This window comes from Streptomyces sp. MBT53, from assembly GCF_016654115.1.
In the GTDB taxonomy this organism is placed as follows: Bacteria; Actinomycetota; Actinomycetes; order Streptomycetales; family Streptomycetaceae; genus Streptomyces.
The window spans coordinates 41081-60571 of record NZ_JAEQAZ010000005.1 but is presented as its reverse complement, the minus strand read 5'-3'; the positions used below and the strand labels follow the sequence as shown (position 1 = coordinate 60571).

At 70.7% G+C, this 19491-nt stretch carries 16 protein-coding genes; 13 read left to right on the top strand and 3 right to left on the bottom strand.

The window, feature by feature from the left end; all coding sequences use genetic code 11:
- Window positions 1–89 precede the first annotated feature (89 nt).
- The 5 genes from JHN45_RS03395 (at window position 90) to JHN45_RS03375 (ending at window position 8237) form a co-directional block, all read left to right on the top strand.
- On the top strand, window positions 90–1451 hold the full coding sequence (locus JHN45_RS03395) for an FAD-dependent oxidoreductase (protein WP_201047935.1): 1362 nt from the start codon (window positions 90–92) through the stop codon (window positions 1449–1451).
- A 159-nt stretch (window positions 1452–1610) separates the two neighbouring features.
- Window positions 1611–2480, top strand: coding sequence for a branched-chain amino acid ABC transporter permease (locus JHN45_RS03390; RefSeq protein WP_200708642.1), 870 nt, complete (start codon window positions 1611–1613; stop codon window positions 2478–2480).
- Between the two features lie 12 nt (window positions 2481–2492).
- Window positions 2493–5015, top strand: coding sequence for an ATP-binding cassette domain-containing protein (locus JHN45_RS03385; RefSeq protein ID WP_201047934.1), 2523 nt, complete (start codon window positions 2493–2495; stop codon window positions 5013–5015).
- Window positions 5016–5052: 37 nt separating this feature from the next.
- A complete protein-coding gene (locus tag JHN45_RS03380; protein WP_201047933.1) occupies window positions 5053–6261 on the top strand; it encodes an ABC transporter substrate-binding protein in 1209 nt (402 codons plus the stop codon).
- 188 nt (window positions 6262–6449) lie between these two features.
- Complete coding sequence (locus tag JHN45_RS03375) at window positions 6450–8237, top strand: serine/threonine-protein kinase (RefSeq protein ID WP_236583265.1); 1788 nt, start codon at window positions 6450–6452, stop codon at window positions 8235–8237.
- A gap of 19 nt (window positions 8238–8256) precedes the next feature.
- Here JHN45_RS03375 and JHN45_RS03370 read toward each other — a convergent pair whose 3' ends face one another.
- Window positions 8257–8796, bottom strand: coding sequence for a hypothetical protein (locus tag JHN45_RS03370; RefSeq protein ID WP_201047932.1), 540 nt, complete (start codon window positions 8794–8796; stop codon window positions 8257–8259).
- Window positions 8797–9078: 282 nt separating this feature from the next.
- Here JHN45_RS03370 and JHN45_RS03365 point away from each other — a divergent pair, with 282 nt between their 5' ends.
- Both JHN45_RS03365 and JHN45_RS03360 read left to right on the top strand, forming a co-directional pair.
- Window positions 9079–10263, top strand: coding sequence for an MFS transporter (locus tag JHN45_RS03365; protein WP_201047931.1), 1185 nt, complete (start codon window positions 9079–9081; stop codon window positions 10261–10263).
- Between the two features lie 205 nt (window positions 10264–10468).
- A complete protein-coding gene (locus JHN45_RS03360; protein WP_200708647.1) occupies window positions 10469–11284 on the top strand; it encodes an SAM-dependent methyltransferase in 816 nt (271 codons plus the stop codon).
- Between the two features lie 28 nt (window positions 11285–11312).
- On the opposite strand, the gene JHN45_RS03355 is transcribed toward JHN45_RS03360, so the two are convergent.
- Entirely contained in the window at window positions 11313–12218 is a 906-nt protein-coding gene (locus JHN45_RS03355) for a helix-turn-helix transcriptional regulator (protein ID WP_200708648.1), read from the bottom strand.
- A gap of 255 nt (window positions 12219–12473) precedes the next feature.
- On the opposite strand from JHN45_RS03355, the gene JHN45_RS03350 reads away from it, so the two are divergent.
- Genes JHN45_RS03350 through JHN45_RS03325 form a run of 6 tightly spaced genes read left to right on the top strand, consistent with a single transcriptional unit; the run spans window position 12474 to window position 18634 of the window.
- Window positions 12474–13565: a substrate-binding domain-containing protein gene (locus JHN45_RS03350; RefSeq protein ID WP_201047930.1), complete on the top strand. Its 1092-nt coding sequence runs from the start codon at window positions 12474–12476 to the stop codon at window positions 13563–13565.
- A 39-nt stretch (window positions 13566–13604) separates the two neighbouring features.
- The gene (locus tag JHN45_RS03345) at window positions 13605–14693 is read left to right on the top strand and encodes a mandelate racemase/muconate lactonizing enzyme family protein (protein ID WP_201047929.1); all 1089 of its coding nucleotides are present in this window, start codon (window positions 13605–13607) and stop codon (window positions 14691–14693) included.
- Entirely contained in the window at window positions 14690–15754 is a 1065-nt protein-coding gene (locus JHN45_RS03340) for an ABC transporter permease (RefSeq protein WP_201047928.1), read from the top strand. Before JHN45_RS03345 ends, JHN45_RS03340 begins: the two co-directional genes overlap by 4 nt.
- Complete coding sequence (locus tag JHN45_RS03335) at window positions 15751–16791, top strand: ABC transporter permease (RefSeq protein WP_236583264.1); 1041 nt, start codon at window positions 15751–15753, stop codon at window positions 16789–16791. The genes JHN45_RS03340 and JHN45_RS03335 overlap by 4 nt, the downstream gene beginning before the upstream one ends.
- Entirely contained in the window at window positions 16788–18314 is a 1527-nt protein-coding gene (locus JHN45_RS03330) for a sugar ABC transporter ATP-binding protein (protein ID WP_201047927.1), read from the top strand. The genes JHN45_RS03335 and JHN45_RS03330 overlap by 4 nt, the downstream gene beginning before the upstream one ends.
- On the top strand, window positions 18311–18634 hold the full coding sequence (locus JHN45_RS03325) for an L-rhamnose mutarotase (RefSeq protein WP_200708653.1): 324 nt from the start codon (window positions 18311–18313) through the stop codon (window positions 18632–18634). Before JHN45_RS03330 ends, JHN45_RS03325 begins: the two co-directional genes overlap by 4 nt.
- 38 nt (window positions 18635–18672) lie before the next feature.
- Here JHN45_RS03325 and JHN45_RS03320 read toward each other — a convergent pair whose 3' ends face one another.
- Window positions 18673–19398, bottom strand: coding sequence for a GntR family transcriptional regulator (locus tag JHN45_RS03320; RefSeq protein WP_201047926.1), 726 nt, complete (start codon window positions 19396–19398; stop codon window positions 18673–18675).
- Window positions 19399–19491: the final 93 nt, after the last annotated feature.

Below are 19491 nucleotides of genomic sequence, written 5' to 3'. Positions count from 1 at the left end.
CCGCATCCCCCGTCGTCCATCCTCTCGACTACAGAAGTGAGTTCAATTAGCGTCACATTCCAGTCAGCGACACAGAGGCGGTGGGACCCGTGACGGACGCGGAGACAGTGGATCTGCTGGTGATCGGCGGTGGCATGGCCGGGCTCTCGGCCGCCGCCCGGGTGGCCGCGGAGGGCGGCTCGGTGGTGCTGGTGGAGAAGGCGGAGCGTACCGGCGGCTCCGCCCGCTTCGCCGGATTCGTGTGGACGACCCCGACCGTCGAGCAGATGCGTCGGGTCAACCCGGACGGCGACCCGGAGCTGGCCGCCGCCCTCCTGGACGGGTTCGCCGACGGCGTGGCGTGGATCCGGTCGCTCGGCGTGGACTGCCGTCCGCCGGTGCCGGTGCTCGGCTTCGGCCGGGGGCACCAGCTCGACACGAACCACTACCTCGACACGTGTGAGCGGCTGATCCGCGACCGGGGCCAGGAGGTACTGACCGACACCTGGACCACGTCCCTCGTGACGGAGAACGGGGTGGTGAGGGGCGCGGACGTCCTGCTCCCGGACGGAACTCCGCGCCGTATCGAGGCCACCTGGACGCTGCTCGCCACCGGCGGCTTCCAGGGCGATGCGGACCTGCGCGCCGAGCACATCCACCCCCGGGCCGCCGGCATCGGGCTGCGGGCCAACCCGCACAGCCGCGGCGACGGCCTCACTCTCGGGCGCACCGCGGGCGCGGCGTTCGGCAAGAAGGACGCGGGTTTCTACGGCCACCTGATGCCGGCGGGCGTCTCACTGGCCGACCCGGCGCGCTTCGTCGACCTGGCGCTCTACTACAGCGAGCACGCCCTGCTGTTCGACACGACGGGCGAGCGCTTCGTCGACGAGACGGTCGGGGACCACCTGACCGCGATGGCGCTGCTCGAACGGCCGGAGGCGCGCGGCCTGTTGGTGGCCGACGCGCGGGTGCACCGGGAGCGGATCAGCGCCTCGTACGTGGAGGGCATCCCCGGCGTGGACAAGTTCCAGCTGTGCCATCGGGCCGGTGCCCGGTGTGCCGTGGCGGACAGCCTGGACGACTTCGCGTCGATGCCCGAGGAGTGGGGTTATCCCGGCGCGACGATCCGTGACCGGATCGCGGAGTTCAACACCACCGCGAGCGCGAAGGGCAGCCCGACGCCCGGCCGCGCCCTCGACCAACACCCCCTGGACGAACCGCCGTTCTACGTCGTCGAGGCGGCCCCGGCGATCACGTTCACCTTCGGCGGTCTGCTGATCGACGCCGGGGCGCACGCCCTGTCGGCGGCCTCGGACGGACGGGTGCCGGTCCCGGGCCTGCTCGCGGCCGGCGCCGACGCGGGCGGCCTGTACCGGCGCGCCTACGCGGGCGGTCTCGCCCCCGCGCTGGTCTTCGGTCTGGCGGCGGCACGCACCGCGCTCGCCGAGTCACCGTCGGCCACCGGGCACTGACTCCGCTCGGGGCGCCCGGCACAAATCCGGTGCACGAGGCTTGCCCCTCCGGCGCGACAGTGCCTAGCTTACTGAAGTGAGTTCACTTTGACTCTCTTGTGAGGCGATCATGCTTCCCGCACATGTGGCGCGAACGCGCTCTTCCCCGAAGGAGGGACTGTGAGTCAGTTCCTGCTCGTCCTGGTGAGCGGTGTGGCCAGTGGAGCCGTCTACGGCCTCATGGGTCTCGGGCTGGTCATCATCTACCGGGCCACGGACGTCGTGAACTTCGCGATGGCGTCGCTCGCGACCCTGGGCCTGTACGTGGCGCTCTCGCTGCACGACCGCGGTGTGGCCACACTCCTCGGCGTCCTCGCCGCCGTCGTGATCACGGTCGTGGCGGGCCTGCTCGTACGGGAGACGGTGATCCGGCCGCTGGGACAGGGCCAGTTGTTCTCCGCGCTCGTCGTGACGATGGGGGTGTCCCTGGTCGCGGAGAACGTCGCCGGGTCCGTCTGGGGCGACCAGCCCAAGGCCTTTCCCAGCCTGGTCGACGGGACGGTGCGCTGGTCGGGGGCGGCGGTGCCGGCCCAGAGCCTGCTGACGATCGCCGTGGCCGCCGTGGCGATGGCCCTGGTCGGCTATCTCTTCGCCCGCACCACGCTCGGCTCGGCGATGCGCGCCGCGGCCGAGTCGGCGGAGACCGCCCGCGTGGTCGGCCTGAGTTCGCAGCGGCTGGCCCGGATCTCCTGGGCACTCGGCCTGGGCCTCGCCGCACTCGCCGCCTGCTTGTACGCACCGCGCTCCGGTCTGGTGCCCACCGCGCTGGTCGCGCCCCTCTTCCGCGCCTTCGCCGGAATCTTCCTGGGCGGCCTGACCAGCATGTACGGCGCCGTCCTCGGCGGGCTGACGATCGGCGTCCTGGACAACCTGGCGGCGAACTACGTCTCCGCCAGCTTCCGGGACACGTTCGTCTTCTCCTTCACCGTGCTGGTGCTGCTGATCCGCCCGCAGGGCATGTTCGGCACCCGCACCTTCCAACGGGTCTGAGGGGTCGCATCCATGGTCTTCAACCGTTCCCTCCTGGCACGGGCCGCCCTCGGTCCGGTGGCCGGCGCGGTGCTCATCGCGTTCATGGCCTCCGGCGCGATCCCCGCGTACCAGATGTACTCGGTGGGGCTCGCGGCCGTGTACACGATCGTCATCCTGTCGGTCGGCCTGCTCGCCGGCTGGTCCGGCATCTGGTCGGTGGGCCACCCCGCGTTCTTCGCCATCGGCGCCTACTTCGCCGCGTACGGCAGCGGTCACGGCTGGTCGCTGGAGACGGTGGTCCTCGGCGCGGTCGCCGCCGGTGCCGCGCTGGGCGCCTTCCTGGGGTACGCGGGGGCCCGGTTCTCGGTGCTCTACATCGCCCTGCTGACCCTCGCGTTCACCACGGTGACCCTGGAACTGATCAACCGCTGGAGCAGCGTGACCGGCGGCGACCAGGGAGTACCGGTGGTCCAGTTGCGCAGCGCCCTCGGCCTCGGCACTCTCGCGGGCGGCGGCACCGAGACCCAGTACCTCGCGGTCGGCGCCGCGGCCGTCGTCCTCGCGCTGGCCGTACCGGCCGCCGCCTCCGGGCTGCGGATGCGCCTGGTGGCCGCCAAGTCGCATCCCCTGGCGGCCCGTACGATCGGCATCGCGCCGGAGGCGCAGTCGGCGCTGTCGTTCGCGGTGAGCGGGGCGTGCGCCTGCTTCGCGGGCGTGCTGCTCGGACTGCTCACCGGGTTCGTGAGCCCGGATCCCTTCTCGCTGACGTTCGGCATCTCGCTGATCGCGGCCTGTGTGCTCGGCGGGGTCGGCACGATCGTCGGCGCGGTGGCCGGTGGCGTCTACCTGACCTGGAACCCCTCGCTCTCCTCCGCCGTGGGACTGCCCCAGCCGGTCGTGCAGGGCCTCGTGCTGATCGCGGTGCTGCTCTTCCTGCCGGGCGGGGTCGTGCCGTTCCTCGGCGGGCTCGTGCGCCGAGTCCTGCGCCGGTCGAGTGCTCAACTCACCTCGCTGTCCGAGGAGTTGACGGAGCCCATGCCTTCGCCGCCCCCGTCCGAAACGGTCGGCGACGGACCCGAACTGCTGCGCCTGGAGCACGTGTCGGTCTCCTACGGCGGGCTGAAGGCCTTGGAGGACGCCTCTCTGACGCTCCGTCGGAACGAGATCCTGGCGGTCATCGGGCCCAACGGGGCCGGAAAGACGACCCTGTTGAACGTCCTATCCGGGCTCACCGGCAACGGCCGGGTGAGCGGGACCGCAGGCTTCGCCGGGCAGCCGTTGCTGGGAGCGAGGGCGACCGCGCGGCGGCGGCTGGGGATCGGCCGTACGTTCCAGCACGCGGAGGTGTTCTCCGAACTCACCGTCGCGGAGAACGTGTTGTGCACCCGCCGGCGGATCACCGCCGGGCACCGGGCCGACGTCACGCGGCTGCTGCGCTCCGTCGGTCTCGCGGAGGTGGCCGAACGGCGCCCGAAGGAGCTGCCGTTCGGTCTCCAGAAGCGCCTCGACCTGGCGCGTGCGATGGCCGAGCGGCCCGAACTCCTGATCCTGGACGAGCCGTTCGGCGGGCTCGACGCGGGTGAACGCGCGCTGCTGGCAGGGCACATCAGGCGGCTGCACGCCGACGGCACCTCTGTGGTGATCATCGACCACGTCCTCGACGACCTGTTCGCCGTCGCGCACCGCGTCCTCGCGTTCGACTTCGGCCGCACGATCGGCGAGGGCACCCCGGACACCGTACTGAAGGACCCGAGGGTGCGGTCGTCGTACCTGGGAACGGTCGGCACCAGGACCCGGCCGCCCGAGCACGTGGGCGGACGGAGCATGATCCGCCTGCACGGGGTCGGCCACACCTACGGCGGGGTGGTCGCGCTGCGGGACGTCGACCTCGATGTCCGCCAGGGGGCGGTGCTGGGCATCGCCGGGGCCAACGGCGCGGGCAAGAGCACGCTGGCCGGGATCCTGCACGGCTCGCTCGAACCGGCGCGCGGGCAAAGGGAGTTGGGCGGTGTCGTGCGGACCGGTCTGGCGCCGGAAGGGCGGGCCCTGTTCAGGACGCTCTCCCTGCGCGAGAACCTCGAGGTTGCGGCGTACGCGGCGGGCATCACCGGCGGCGCGCTGCGCGAACGGCTGGAGGAGACCGTCGAGTGGCTGCCGGCCCGGCTGCGGGACCGGATGTCGGCGTCCGCGGGCGGGCTGTCCGGCGGGGAGCAGCAGATGCTCGCCATCGCCCGGGCCCTCATCGGCGCGCCGGACGTCCTGATCGTCGACGAACCGGCACTCGGCCTGGCCCCCGCCCTGGTCGACGAGGTGTACGACCGGCTGACCAGGCTGGCTCACGAGGGGCTGACCGTCGTCCTCCTCGAACAGCTCCTCAGCCGCGCCCTGTCCGTGTGCCACGAGGTGGCCGTACTGCACGAGGGCGTCGTCGCGGTGCGAGGGCGGCCCGGCGACCCGGAGTTCGCGGCCCTCGCGGAAGCGGCCTACTTCGGCGGCGGCCTGGGAGCCGCACCCACCGCGGCGGGCAACGCCCGTACCTCACCCGTGAATTGACAGCCCGTACCGAACTCCGTACCGAACGAGGTGGACCGTGTTCCGGACCAAGAGAAACTCCCGCCACGCCCTGGGCGCGATGGCCGTCCTGGCCGCGGTGGCACTCACCGCCAGTGCCTGCGCCGGCCAGGACTCCACCGCTGCCAGAGGCAGCTCCTCCGAGATCCACATCGGCGCGTGGCTCCCGCTCACCGGCGCCACCGCGACCTACGGCATAGGAGAGAAGGCGGGCGCCGACGCGTACTTCAAGATGGTCAACGCCCAAGGTGGCGTCAACGGCCGCAAGATCGACTGGACCGTCAAGGACAACGCGGCCGATCCGCAGCAGACCGTGCAGATCGCGCGTGAACTGGTGGGCCAGGACAAGGTCGTTGCCATCGTCAACGCGAACGGCACCTCGCAGGCCGAGGCGGCCTTCCCCTTCGTCCTCAACCAGTCCAAGGTGCCCGTCGTGAACGAGGTGGGCGGCACCGAGTCCTGGTACAAGCCGCCGCGCGCCGGTCTGTTCGGCACGCAGACCCTGTACGAGGACCAGGCGGCGGCGATCGCCGCGTGGGCGGTGCAGGACGGCGCGAAGAAGATCCTCGTGGTGCACAGCGACCCGGCCGCGTTCGTGAACGTGGCCAAGCAGGTGGAGCCCGTCGCGAAGAAGCTGGACCCCTCGGTCGAGGTCGACCGGCTGCCGGTGAAGTACCAGACCACCGACTACACCCCCGTGATCAGCAAGGTGAAGGCCGCGAAGACCCAGGCGGTGGTCCTGATCCTCACCTCCCCGGAGGCGGCCGCCTTCCTCAAGGAGGCCAAGCTCCAGGGCCTGTCGCTGCCCACCTACGCCTATGCTCCGGTGGCCGCCGAGTCGACGGTCGCGCTGGCCAAGGACGCCGCCGAGGGCCTGAAGGCCGTACAGCTGGTGAAGGCGCCGTCCGACAACGACCCCGCGGTGAAGGAGTTCCGGACCGCGATGGCCAAGTACGAGCCCGGTCAGGACGCCGGGTTCCTCGCGCTGTGGGGCTGGAGCAACGCGAAGGTGTTCGCCGAGATCGCGAAGACCATCAAGGGGCCCGTCACGTCCAAGGCGATCACCGCCGCGTACGAGAAGGCGTCCTCGGTGGACCCGGGGGTGTCACCGGTGATGAGGTTCAGCGCGAGCGATCACCTCGGGACGCGCAGTGTGCAGCGCGTGGTCGTGAAGAACGGCGTCTGGACGTCCGTCGGCGACTTCTACACTCCGCCGCCCCGCGACTGACCGCCCTCCGGAGGCCGCCTGCGCCGTGTTGCTGTGCCTCAGATCAACAACCAGCCTGATCGGCCGTCCTGAACAGCCCACCGGGGGAACGGAAGTGCGGGAAACCCAGAACGTACGCCACCGCTCGGCTAGCCTCGTGACTCCTTGGGGCCGAACTGACGTACGGCGCACATCACTTCGGGGGTTCCTTGTCAGAACAGCGGCCGCTGCCACCGGACTTGGCGACGAACGAGGCCGCCGCAGTGCGGCAGACCGGTGCCTCACCCCTACGCCTCGGCGACCCGGACCACATCGGCCCCTATGTGCCGCTGGCCCTGCTCGGCAGCGGCGGTATGGGACGGGTCTATCTCGCGCGTCCGGCGGACGGCGGCCCCGGTCTGGCCGCGGTGAAGGTGATCAGGCCGGAGTACGCGGACGATCCGGGCTTCCGACGCCGGTTCGAACGTGAGGCGTCGGTGCACGAACGGGTCAGCACGTCGCACACGCCGAGACTGTGCGGCACGGGCTTCCAGGACGAGTTGCTGTGGATGGCCACCGAGTACCTCCCGGGGCTCGATCTCGCGCATGCCGTACGGGAGCACGGCCCCCTGGAGACGGCCGCGGTCTGGCGTCTGGTGGCCGAGCTGGGGCAGGCGCTGGCCGACCTCGCGGCCACGGGGATCGTGCACCGGGATCTGAAGCCGTCCAACGTGCTGTTGTCCGTCGGGGGCGCGCATGTGATCGACTTCGGCATTTCGAAGGCCATGGACGCCAGCACGATCACCGGCACGGGTGTCCGGGTGGGAACTCCGGCCTACATGTCCCCGGAACACTTGCGGACCGGCAGGTCCGACACGGCGTCGGACGTGTTCTCACTCGCCGGGACCCTGGTGTACGCGGCAGCGGGGCGTGCCCCGTTCGGCGACGGTACGGGAGTCGACGTGATGCACCGGGTCGCGTTCGAGGAGCCGGATCCCGAGCTGATCGCCGAGATCTCGGCCGCGGACGCGGCACTCGGCTCGCTGCTGACCGCCTGCCTGGCCAAGGAGCCCGAACGGCGGCCCACAGGGCAGGACTTGACCGATGCCGCCGGGGAACGCACCGAGACGACCGTGTGGCCGGAGCCGCTCGCCGGCCAACTGCTGGCCCGGCAACGGGCGTACGAGGTGCTGCACCGCATCCCCGTCGCGTCCCGAGCCCGATTACGGTCTCCGGACGAACGCCCGATGGCGATGCCGTCGGCGTCGGCGTCGGCCGGGCAGGGCGGCCGGCCCGGTCCGCCCGTTCCCGAACCACCGGTGGTGGCCGTCGACGCCGCCTCCGGGGCACCATCGGCACGCCCCCAGGAGAGCCGGGTCCGCACCTGGGCACGGCGGAAGCCGGTACGGGCCGTCGTCGTGGGCATCGCGGTCTGCGCGGTGGCCGCGGGGGTCTTCGTGCTCAGTCGCCATGACGCTCCGCCCGCCGCTGCCGCCCCGCGGTCCGCCACGACGACCGGCCGCACCGTGCCGGGCGGCACCGTGCTGTCACCGACACCCGGGGCCTCGGACGCGAGAGCCGCGTCCGGCAAGAACGTCGACGGCGCCGCGAACCCGAACGGCACGGCCGCGGATCCCGGGGATTCCGGCTCCGCCGCACCGGCGGTGCACGGCACTCCCTCCGCTCCCGATGCCGATCCCGGCGCCCCGGCCGACGCGACTCCCTCGTCGTCTCCGAGCAGTCCGCCCACCACCGGGCCCGCGATCCCGGCCTGGATCTCGGACTGCACGTACTACCGCGGCAACGGACGCACGCGTCTGGGAGACAGCGGCAAGCGTGTGCTCCAGGTGCAGTGCGTGCTGACGAAGCGCGGATACGACATCGGGAGCACAGGCGTGGACGGCGACTTCGGCGCCGGAACCGAGTCCGCGGTGCGGAGCTTCCAGAGCGACAGGCTGCTGGACGCCGACGGCATCGTGGACCACGAGACCTGGCTCGCCCTGCGCAGTACGGAGTGACACACCGGCCGGGGACGGTTCAGCGGGGTGTTCTGACGTAGGTGTACGGGGCGCAGACGTATGCGCTGTGATGATCCGCGGCACGCAGGGCGGCGGTCAGGCGCTCTCGCGGTTTGAGGCCGAGCTCGGCGGTGGCGTGAAGGGCGCCGAGAGCCAGGTCGTCCCCGGAACCCACAGCGGCATATCCCTCGGCGGGCTCGCCGACCTGGTAGTCGACATGAACCTCGAAGAGACGGCCGCGGATGCCGACGAGGAAGACGCCCGCCTGTTCCTGCTCGGAGTCCTTGCGGGCCCAGCCACCGTCCTTGAGGCAGGCCCGGACGGCGTTGATGAAGCGCGTGGCCATGAAACGGTCGAGGTCGCCCTCGGGGTGTGGTGCCTCGAAGGCGTGGTGCAGAAGCTGGCCCATACGGAACGAGGACGTGAACCCGAGTACATAGGGACCGTTGGTGAAGACCTTCGGGTCGCGGCGGATCGTGAGCTGCGATCCGCTGCTGCCTGCCGAGTCTCCGGCCAGGTGCACACGCTGCCGATGGACCAGCCCGACGATGACGGTCAAGTCACCACCCCCTGCGACTCGTTGGGTCCTTGTCGTCTCGCATGGCCACGTTCTGCCCTCCGCCCGGGCGGAGCTACCACTTCCGCGAGAAAGCGCGCCCGGTCCGCAGCCCCGCTCGTCGAAGGCGGGGAGGGCCGGGTCGAGTCCTCCGGGGGCACCGCGCACCACGCCACCACATGCCGGGCGGATCCCTGAACGCGCCCCGACTCCCTTGCCCCAGCCACAGCACCCACCTAACCTCAATTTGTGCCGCAAATAAACAAACCCCGAACGCACAACGCCGTGCCGGGCACCGCCACCGACCTCACCCGGCTACGAGCCGTCCTCACCGCCTTCTTCGCCCTCGACGGCTTCATCTTCGCCGGATGGGTCGTCCGCATCCCCGCCATCAAGGAGCAGACCGGCGCCTCCGCCGGCACCCTCGGCCTCGCGCTCCTCGGTGTCTCCGCCGGCGCCGTCATCACCATGATGCTCACCGGCCGCCTCTGCCGCCGCTACGGCAACCACCAAGTCACCGTCGCCTGCGCCGTGTTGCTGTCCCTCAGCGTCTCCCTCCCCCCGCTCACCCACTCGGCGCTCACCCTCGGCCTCGTCCTGCTGGTCTTCGGCGCCGCCTACGGGGGGATCAACGTGGCGTTCAACAGCGCGGCGGTCGAACTGGTCCGGGCCATGCGGCGGCCCATCATGCCGAGCTTCCACGCCGCGTTCAGCCTCGGCGGCATGGTCGGCGCCGGCCTCGGCGGCCTGGTCGCCGGAACCCTGACCCCCACGCAGCACCTGTTCGGCCTCACGGTGCTCGGACTCGTCGTCACCGTCCTGATCGGCCGCCCCCTGCTCCGCCTCCAGCCCCCGCCACCGCCACCGCACGAGGACTCACCGAAGGAGGAGACCGCAGAGGCCGCACCCCGCCGCCTCGACGCCCGCACCCGCGGCCTCGTCGTCACCTTCGGTCTGATCGCCCTCTGCACGGCCTTCGGCGAAGGCGCCCTCGCCGACTGGAGCGCCCTGCATCTGCAGCAGGATCTCGACGCCACCGCCGGTGCCGCCGCCATCGGCTACTCCTGCTTCGCGCTCGCCATGACCGCCGGCCGGCTCAGCGGCACCCGGCTGCTCGAACGCCTCGGCCGGACCCGCACCCTCGTGGCCGGCGGCACGACCGCCGCCGTGGGCATGCTGCTCGGCGCGCTCGCGCCCACCCTGTGGGCGGCCGTCCTGGGCTTCGTGATCACCGGGCTCGGTCTCGCCAACCTCTTCCCCGTCGCCGTGGAGCGCGCCGGCACCCTGGCCGGTCCCGACGGAGTGGCCATCGCCTCCACCCTCGGCTACGGCGGCATGCTCCTGGGACCGCCCGCCATCGGTTTCATGGCGGACTGGTACTCGCTGCCCGCCGCTCTCACCAGCGTGGCGGTCCTCGCCGCCACGGCCGCGCTCATCGGATTCCTCACGCGGCACGCGGCAGAACGTTGACTCCCGTTCACCCGGGGTGGCAATCAAGCCAACGGGCGGCCGAACATGGGCGGTTGGGGCCGGCGGGGCGCATGAGTCGAGGCGTGGGGGAATAACGTGGGCCTCCACGACCGGTGTTCGACGGTTTCGTGGCTCCCACCACGGTGGCTCTGACCACGGTGGCTCTGACCACGGTGGTTCTCACCACGTACACACAGGAGTGACCATGACGGACGAGGCAGCCGGCTCCGAGCAGGAAGCGCTCTCCAAGTTCGACACGACGGTGCCGCAGTCGGCCCGGATCTGGAACTACTGGTTAGGGGGCAAGGACAACTACGAAGTGGACCGCGTCGCCGGTGACGCCTTCCGCGAGATCTTCCCCGGCATCGAGACCGGGGCCCGCGCCGCCCGCTACTTCCTGGCCCGCGCCGTTCGTCATCTGGCCGCCGAGGAGGGCATCCGGCAGTTCCTGGACATCGGCACCGGCCTGCCCAACGTGGACAACACCCATGAGATCGCCCAGCGGGTGGCTCCCGAGAGCCGCATCGTCTACGTCGACAACGACCCGCTGGTGCTGGCACACGCCCGCGCCCTGCTCACCAGCACCCCGGAGGGCGTCACCAACTACGTCGACGCCGACCTGCGCGACCCGGACACCATCGTGCGGGAGGCGGCCAAGACGCTGGACTTCGACCAGCCCGTCGCGCTCATGCTGATGGGCATCCTGGGCCACATCGAGGACTACGACGAGGCCCGCTCGATCGTGCGGCGACTGGTGGCGGCCCTGCCCGCCGGAAGCTATCTCGTGCAGTACGACAGCACCGACACGAGCGAGGCCTACGTCGACGCCATCCGGCAGTACAACGAGGGCGGTTCGATCCCCTACATCCTGCGCAGCCCCGAGCTGATCGCGGGCTTCTTCGAGGGGCTGGAACTGCTCGAACCGGGCGTGGCCTCGTGCTCGCGCTGGCGTCCCGACGACAGCGCCTGGGGCCTGCCCGCCGAAGTGCACCAGTACGGCGGAGTCGGCCTCAAGCGCTGACCCCGCCCGGTTCGGCGCCCGGCCCGGCTCAGGTCTCCTGAAGGATGCGATGCAGGATCGTCGGAGTCTCCTCCGGCGATTCCGCCTCGACCACCAGGCGGTTCATGACGTCCCAGTAGCACTCGATCTCGTTCGGCCGGTCGGGATAGAGGGCCGTGACGCGCTGTTCGAGGTAGACCATGTCGGGCAGCCGACCGCCGGGCAGCCGCAGGATCGTCACCGGGCCGGCTTCCCCGGCGTGCCCGCCGGCGAGGAACGGCATGATCTGGACGGTGACTTGGGGCAGCCGGCAGATCTCGATGAGATGCCTCAGCTGCGCGCGCATCGTACGGATGCCGCCCACCGGTCGGCGCAGCGCCGCCTCGTCGATCACGGCCCACAACTGCGCCGCGGGCCGCCGGCGCAGGATCCGCTGGCGGGTCATCCGCAGCATGACCCGCCGGTCGAGCTCCTCCCCGCGGGCGTCCGCGTGGGCGAGCCGCAGGGAGGCGCGCGCGTAGTCGGGGGTCTGGAGCAACTGGGGCACGCGCTGCACCTCGAAGCAGCGGATGAGGCTCGCCGCCTGTTCGGCCCCGAGGTAGGCCTGCGTCCAGGTGGGCACCACATCGTTGAAGTACTGCCACCAGGCAGGGGCGTTGGCCTCTTCGGCCAGGGTCAGCAGGGTGGCGCGCTCGCCCTCGTCGCGGACGCCGTAGAGGGTGAGCAGGTCGGCCACGTCACGCAGTTTGAATCCGTGCCGGCCTGCCTCGAGGCGGCTGATCTTGGACCGGGAGGCGCGGATCACCTCGCCCGCGGCCGTGCGGGAGATCTGCCGCTCTTCCCGCAGTTCGCGCAGCCGCGCGCCCAGGACCAGACGCGGCACCATGGGTCCGGCCGAACGGCCGTCCAGGAGCGCGCTGTCGGGCGGTGTGGTTAAGACCTCGTCGGAACCCATGGTCGATATCTCCCTGCGGTGCACGCGACGTTGTGTGGGGACGAACGCTACGGCCAGTCATCCTAGGCGCTCTTGGCTGTCAACTCGCCGTGCTCAAGAGTTTGCTTTCCTATACGATTTTCCGGGCCATCGGGCGTTTTAAAGACCAGGGACGTCTCCATCACCGCCTGCCGCTGCCGCAACCCTTGACGCGTAAGCCTTCCTGCCCCACGATCGCCGCATCCATTTCCTATTTGATTTGGCGAGGGGTCGGGCATGCGCTTCCCAACCAGATCCGTCCTGCCCGGAGTTGTCGCCGCCGTGCTGCTCAGCGCCGGGACGACGGCCTGCACCTACCGCAACTCGGGTGCCCAGTCCGGTGGTTCGGCCTCGTCGGCCGCGCGGACGGGCGGCGGCGCCGACCTCGTGGACGGCTCCGGGACCAAGGTCGCCCTCGTACCGGGCGGCGCCCACCCGTACTTCCAGCCCTGGAAGACCGCGGGCGCCGCCGCGAAGAAGACCTACGGCCTCGGCGCCGTAACCTTCGACGAGACGGCCGAGTGGGACCAGCAGAAGCAGAACAACCTGCTGTCCACGCTGGCGGCGCGCGGCTACAACGCGTTCGGGGTGTTCGGCGTCTCCCCCACCGACATCAACTCGACCTTCGGAGACCTCAAGTCGCAAGGTTTCCCGGTGGCTTCACTCGGCTCCTGCCCCGCCGGCGACAAGGACCAGGCCGACTTCTGTCTCTCCACGGACGTCCAACTCGCCGCCTACAAAGCCGCGAAGGCGGCGATCGCGGCCATGGGCGGCCACGGCGTCCTGGTCCATCTGACCGGCAACAACGTTGACGCCAATACCCAGTTGAGGATCAAGGGCGTCGGCCGGGCCGTGCGGGAGACGGGCGGCAAGGTGAGGCTCCTGCAGACCATCACCGACATCGACACCGACCTGGGGACCGCGCAGAAGGCGGTGTCCGACCTGATGGCGGCCAAGGGCGAGCAGATCACGGGCATCGTCGCCACCGCCTACAACCCCGCCGTCGCAGCCGCCGACGTCGTCAAGTCGTCCGGTTCGAAGGCGAAGGTCATAGCGATCGACGACGACGCCAAGATCCTGAGCGGCATCAGAGAGGGCACGGTCACGGCGACCGTGGTGCAGAACCCGGTCGGCCAGGCCGAGATCGGTACCTGGGCGCTGGCGCTGCTGCAGACGAAACAGTGCTCCGTGCGCGATCCCGGCGTGCGGGTGGACTCCGGTTCGTTCGTCGTCGACAAGGCGAACGTCTCGGCCTACGACACCGCGCGGCGGGCGAAGACGGCAGAGCTGAAGCAGCAGTTCGCCGACAGGATCCTCAACTGCGGCTGACCGCCCCCAAATCCCCACGACAGAAATCGGAACCGCCGGATGAGCATCATCACGACCGCGACCGCCAGGCTGGTCGACATCGCCGTCGAGCAGGACCGCACCGACGCCGTGCAGTCGTTCGTCAAACAGGAGACGATCCTGGTCGACGTGGAGACCTGGGACGGCGCCAAGGGAACCGGCTACTCCTACACCATCGGCACCGGCGGCACCTCCGTACTGGCGCTGCTGCGCGACCACCTGCTGCCCGCCCTCGTCGGACAGGACGCCCGCAACATCGAGGCGCTGTGGCAACGGCTGTTCGCGCTCACCCGAGCGACCACCACCGGAGCCATCACCTCGCTCGCCCTCGCCGCCGTCGACACCGCCCTGTGGGACCTGCGCTCCAGGCGGACGGGCGAGCCCCTGTGGCGGCTGGCCGGCGGCCACCGCCAGGAGGTGCCGGTCTACGACACCGAGGGCGGCTGGCTCCATCTGAGCACCGAGGAACTGGTCAAAGGCGCCCTGTGCGCCCAGGAGTCGGGCTGGGCGGGCGTCAAGATCAAGGTGGGCAAGCCGCACCCCGCCGAGGACGCGGAACGGCTGCGTGCCGTACGCGAGGCGGTCGGCCCCTCCCTGCACATCATGACCGACGCCAACCAGTCGCAGACGGGCTCCTCGGTGCTGCGGCTCGCGGCGGCGCTGGAGCCGTACGACCCGTACTGGCTGGAGGAGCCGCTGCCCGCGGACGACATCAGCGGGCACGCCCGGCTCGCGGCGGCGACCCGTATCCCGGTCGCCGTGGGCGAGTCCATGTACTCGCTGACGCAGTTCCGCTCCTATCTCGAGTCCGGCGCCGCCTCCGTCGTGCAGGTCGACGCGGCCCGGATCGGGGGCATCACCCCGTGGCTGAAGGTCGCGCACCTCGCGGAGAGCCACAACGTCATGGTCTGCCCGCACTTCCTGATGGAGCTGCACGTCAGCCTCGCCGCCGCGGTGCCCAACGGCCAATACGTCGAGTACATACCGCAGTTGAGGGCGGTGACCCGGACCGAGCTGACCATCCGGGAGGGCATGGCGGTGGCCCCGGACGTACCGGGCATCGGCATCGACTGGGACCCGGACGCGCTGGACGACCGGAGGGTGGCGTGACGACCGCCGTCGGCCCGCCCGACACCGTCACGGAGGAGCGAACGGCACCGCGCCGCCTGCCGTTCTGGGTCAACCAGCGCCTCGGCCTGCTGCTCCTGGTCATCGCGCTCAGCGTCCTGTTCGGCGTGCTGCGCCCCGCGTTCCTGGACCAACGGCTGGTGCTCTTCCCGCTGTTGCGGGACATCTCCACCCTCACCGTGGTCGCGCTCGCCCAGATGGTCGCCCTGTCCGTAGGCCACATGAACCTCGCGGTCGGCCGTATGGCGGCCTTCGGCGCACTGTTCGCGGGCCTCGGCTACGACCGTCTCGGCGTCCCCATGCAGGTGGGCCTGCTCCTGAGCCTGGCCGCCGGTGCCACCGTCGGCGCGCTCACCGGCTGGCTCATCGCCCGCACCGGAGTCAGCTCCTTCGTCGTCACCCTGGCCATGGACTTCGCCCTGCTGGGTCTGGTCTCCCTCCTCTACTCGGCCCTCACCGACGACGCCGCCTTCACCACCCACCCCTCCGGCATCGACGCCCTGCGCTCCTACTCCCTCGCCGACATCTGCGCGGGCCCGATCTGCGGCTCCCCCGCCGTCCCGCAGATCGCCCAGTTCACCGTCCTCGCCATGCTCGGCCTCGCATTCCTCTACGGCAGTACGCGCATCGGCCGCGAACTGCTGCTCACCGGCGCGAATCCGGCCGCCGCCGAGCTGTCCGGCATCCCCACCGGGCGCCGGATCGTGCTCGCGCACACGCTCTCCGGGCTGCTCGCCGCGCTGGCCGGGTTCATGGCGGCGGCCGGCACGGGCACGTTCCGCGCCTCCATCGGTGACGACTTCATGCTGCCGTCCTTCCTCGGCGCGGTGCTCGGCGGCACCCTGCTCACCGGTGGGGTGGTGTCGGTGCTGGGCACGCTGTTGGGCACCGCGCTCGTCGGGGTGATCCGCAAGGGGCTCGATCTGCTCGGCGTGGGTCTGGAGAGCCTCAACATCTACCTCGGCTGTGTCCTGCTGCTGGCCCTGTCGGCCGACCGGATCCGCGCCGTGGTGTCCTATCGGAAGGTGGTGCGCTCCACATGAGCCGCGTGAACATGCTTGCTGGTCAAGGGAGTTGGGCTGCCGGAGCGCTGCGCCGGTTCTCCCGTTCCACGGCGGCGATGCTGCTCGCCGTGGTCGTGGCCGGGTATGCGGCACTGGGCATCGCCTCGTCGGGCGCCTTCTTCGAGGGCCCCTCGGTGCGGGTCTTCCTCCAGTACCTGGCCACGCCCATCCTCATCGGCCTCGCCCAGATGGTGGCGCTGTGCGTGGGCCAACTCAACCTCGCCGTGGGCGCGTTGGGCGGATTCACCGCCTGCCTCATGGGCGTTCTCATGGCCGACCACGGTGTGCCCGCCGAAGTCGCCGTGCTGGTGGGCCTGTTGACCGCGACGGCGATCGGCCTGGCGACCGGTGTCGCCATCGTCGCCACTCAGATCAACGGGTTCATCGTCACCCTCGCCACGATGACGATCCTGCTCGGAGCGCAGTACCGGCTGACCGGCACCCGTACCGTCGACGGCTACTCGCGCACCCTGCGCGACCTGGGCACGTCGGCGCCGCTGAACATCCCGCTCGTCTTCGTCACCGCGCTCGTCGCGGCGGCACTGCTGGCGGCCTTCATGTACCGCACGGTCGCGGGCCGCAGGCTCCTCGCCGCGGGCGGCAACCCGCTCGCCGCCCGGCTGTCCGGGATCTCCACCGACCGGCAGATCGTGGTCGCGCACACCCTGTCCGGGCTGCTGGTCGGTGTGGCCGCGGTGACGGCCACGGCCTCGCTGCCGGGCGTCAACCGCAGCGTCGGCGGCGACTGGCTGCTGCCGAGCTTCGCCGCGCCAATCATCGGGGGCGTGGCGCTCACCGGCGGTTCGGTCGCGGTGTTCGGGACCGTGCTGGCGGCCTTCGTGACCCGGCTCATCGACGCGGCGCGGGCGCAGTTCTCGCTGGACCCGAGCTGGGTGAACCTCCTGATCGGCCTGGTGGTCCTGGGCACGGTCGCCGGTGGACGGCTGCACCAGACCCGCCTGGAGAAGAGCCCGCAGTCACCAACTGCCCTGCCGCAGCCGGGAGGTGCCCGGTGAGCGACACGGTCCTGCTCGAATGCGACGACCTGGTCAAGGTCTTCCCCGGTGTCCGGGCACTGGACGGCGTGGGCCTGCGGCTCACCGCCGGCACCGTCCACGCACTCCTCGGCGAGAACGGCGCCGGCAAGTCCACCCTCATCAAGGTCCTGACCGGAGTCCACTCCCCCGACGGCGGCACGCTCACCTGGTGCGGCCAACAGGTCCAGCTCCGCTCGCCGTTGGAGGCGACCCGTACCGGCATCGGTGTCGTCCACCAGGAACGCAATCTGATCCCGGACTTCTCGGTGGCGGAGAACATCACCCTGCAACACCCGCCCTCCCACCACGGCCTGATCGACCGTCAGGCCATGACCGCACCGGCCCTGGCATGTCTCGCGGAGTTGGGAGTCGACCTCGATCCGCACCAACCGGTACGTGAACTGTCCGTCGCCCAGCAGCAGTTGGTGGAGATAGCCAAGGCCCTCCACACCGAGAGCCGGGTGCTGCTGCTGGACGAACCCACCGCCTCCCTCTCCCCACAAGAGGCGGAGCACCTCTTCGAGGTCATCCGGCGACTGGCCGGGCGGGGTGCCTGTGTGGTCTTCGTCAGCCACAAACTCGAGGAGGTCTTCGCCGTCTGCGACACGGTCACCGTGCTGCGCGACGGGAAGTCGGTACTGGAGTCCGCACCCCTCGCCGAACACACCCACGACGACATCGTCGGCCTCATGGTGGGCCGCGCCCACACCGCGACGGAGCTGCGCCCACGCACGGTCGACCGTACCGCCGCACCGACTCTCGTCCTGGACGCGGTGTCCACGGCCGGCGGACACCGTGACATCAGCCTGGAGGTCCGCCCCGGAGAGATCGTCGGCCTGTACGGCCTGGTCGGCGCCGGACGCAGCGAGTTGGTGAAGGCCGTGCTCGGCCTGGACCGCATCACCGGCGGCGAGGTCCGCGTGCACGGCACGCCCGCCCGCATCACCTCGCCCCGCCAGGCGCTGCACGAGTTCGGCATCGGATACGTCACCGAGAACCGCAAGGAGGAGGGCGTCTTCCTGGAGCAGCCCGTCGTACGCAACATCACGGTGACGGTGTGGAAGCGACTCGCCAAGGCCCTCGGATTCGTGTCGGCCCGCGAGGAGCGCGACACCGCCCAGGATCTCGTCGACCGCCTCGGCATCCGGGTCTCGGGACTCCAGCAGAACGCCGGTGAACTCTCGGGCGGGAACCAGCAGAAGGTCAGCCTCGCCAAGTGGCTTGCCGCGGACACCAAGTTGCTCGTCATCGACGAACCGACGGTGGGCGTCGACGTCCGTACCAAGCGGGCCTTCCACGAACTGATCTGGGACCTGGCCGCCGACGGTCTGCCCATCCTCCTCATCAGCAGCGACCTCGCCGAGACGGTCACCCTCGCCGACCGCATCGTGGTCATGACGGACCACCGGGTCCGCGGCGAGATCGACAACGACCGTGACTACGACCGCGTGAGCGGCCGGGTGATCCGCCTGATCCACGACCGCGATACGGTGCGGTCATGAAGCGCGTGGCCCAAGTGATCGCCGTACGCCCGGAACTGCTCGACGAATACCGGGAGTTGCACCGAGCCGTGCCCGAGCCGGTGCTCGACCGGATCCGGCGCAGTCACATCTCCAACTACTCGATCCATCTGCTGGGCGACCGTCTGTTCAGCTACTTCGAGTACCACGGCGAGGATCTCGCCGCGGACCTGGCGGCGATGGCCGAGGACGAGGCCACCCAGCGGTGGTGGAAGCTCACCGCGCCCTGCCAGGTGCCCGTGCCGGAGGCGGCACCCGGCGAATGGTGGGCCGCGGCGGAACAGGTGTTCCTCATGGAGTGACGGAAGCGGGCCCCGACTCCCGCTGCCTCGGGGGCCGTTCAGGCGACAGGGTCAGCGCCGTCGTCGTCGAGCTGCCGCTCCAGACTCCGGGTGAGATGCTCCGTCATCGCCTCGGCCGCCCGCTCGGGGTTGCGGCGCAGGATCGCGCGGACGATCCGTTCGTGCTCGGCGACGGTCGGGCCCTCGGCGCCGACCACCTTGCTGAGCCGGAAGATGTGCAGATGGGCGTGGAGTCGTTCCACCGCGTCCGCGAGCAGCGGCCGGTGCGTGGCCTGTCCGATCGCCTCGTGGAAACGCTGGTCGAGGGCGGCGAAGTCGCGGTAGGACGCGTACCGGCCCTTGGGGCTCGGGTGGGCCTGCAGTTCCTCGACGATCCGCTCAAGGCCGTCGAGCTGTGCCTCGGTGGCGTTCACCGCGGCCAGCGCGGCTGCCCTGGGTTCCAACAGCAGCCGCATCTCGAAGAGTTCCTCAAGACCCCGGCGGGTCAGCAACTGCGTGGCCCGGTATCCGGAGAGCGCGCGCTTCACGACCAGGCCCTCGGACTCCAGCCGGGCGAGCGCCTCGCGGACGGGGGTCGGCGAGACCTTGAGCGCCCGGGCCAGCGAATCGATGCCGACCCGTGCGCCGGGGGCGATCTCGTGGTCCATGACCATCGCCTTGATGCTCTCGTACACGCTGTCCGACAGCGCCAGCCGGACGGGCGGCACGCTCGGCTCGTCGCCTTCGTCCGGAACCCCGGCCGCGGAAGGACTGTGCGGCGGCATCCCCACTCCCCCTCAAAGGCTTGGCGTATCCGCACAGTTTAGCCAGGTGGACGGAGCGGGCCGCCGGGAACGGAACACCTCGGTCCGGCGACA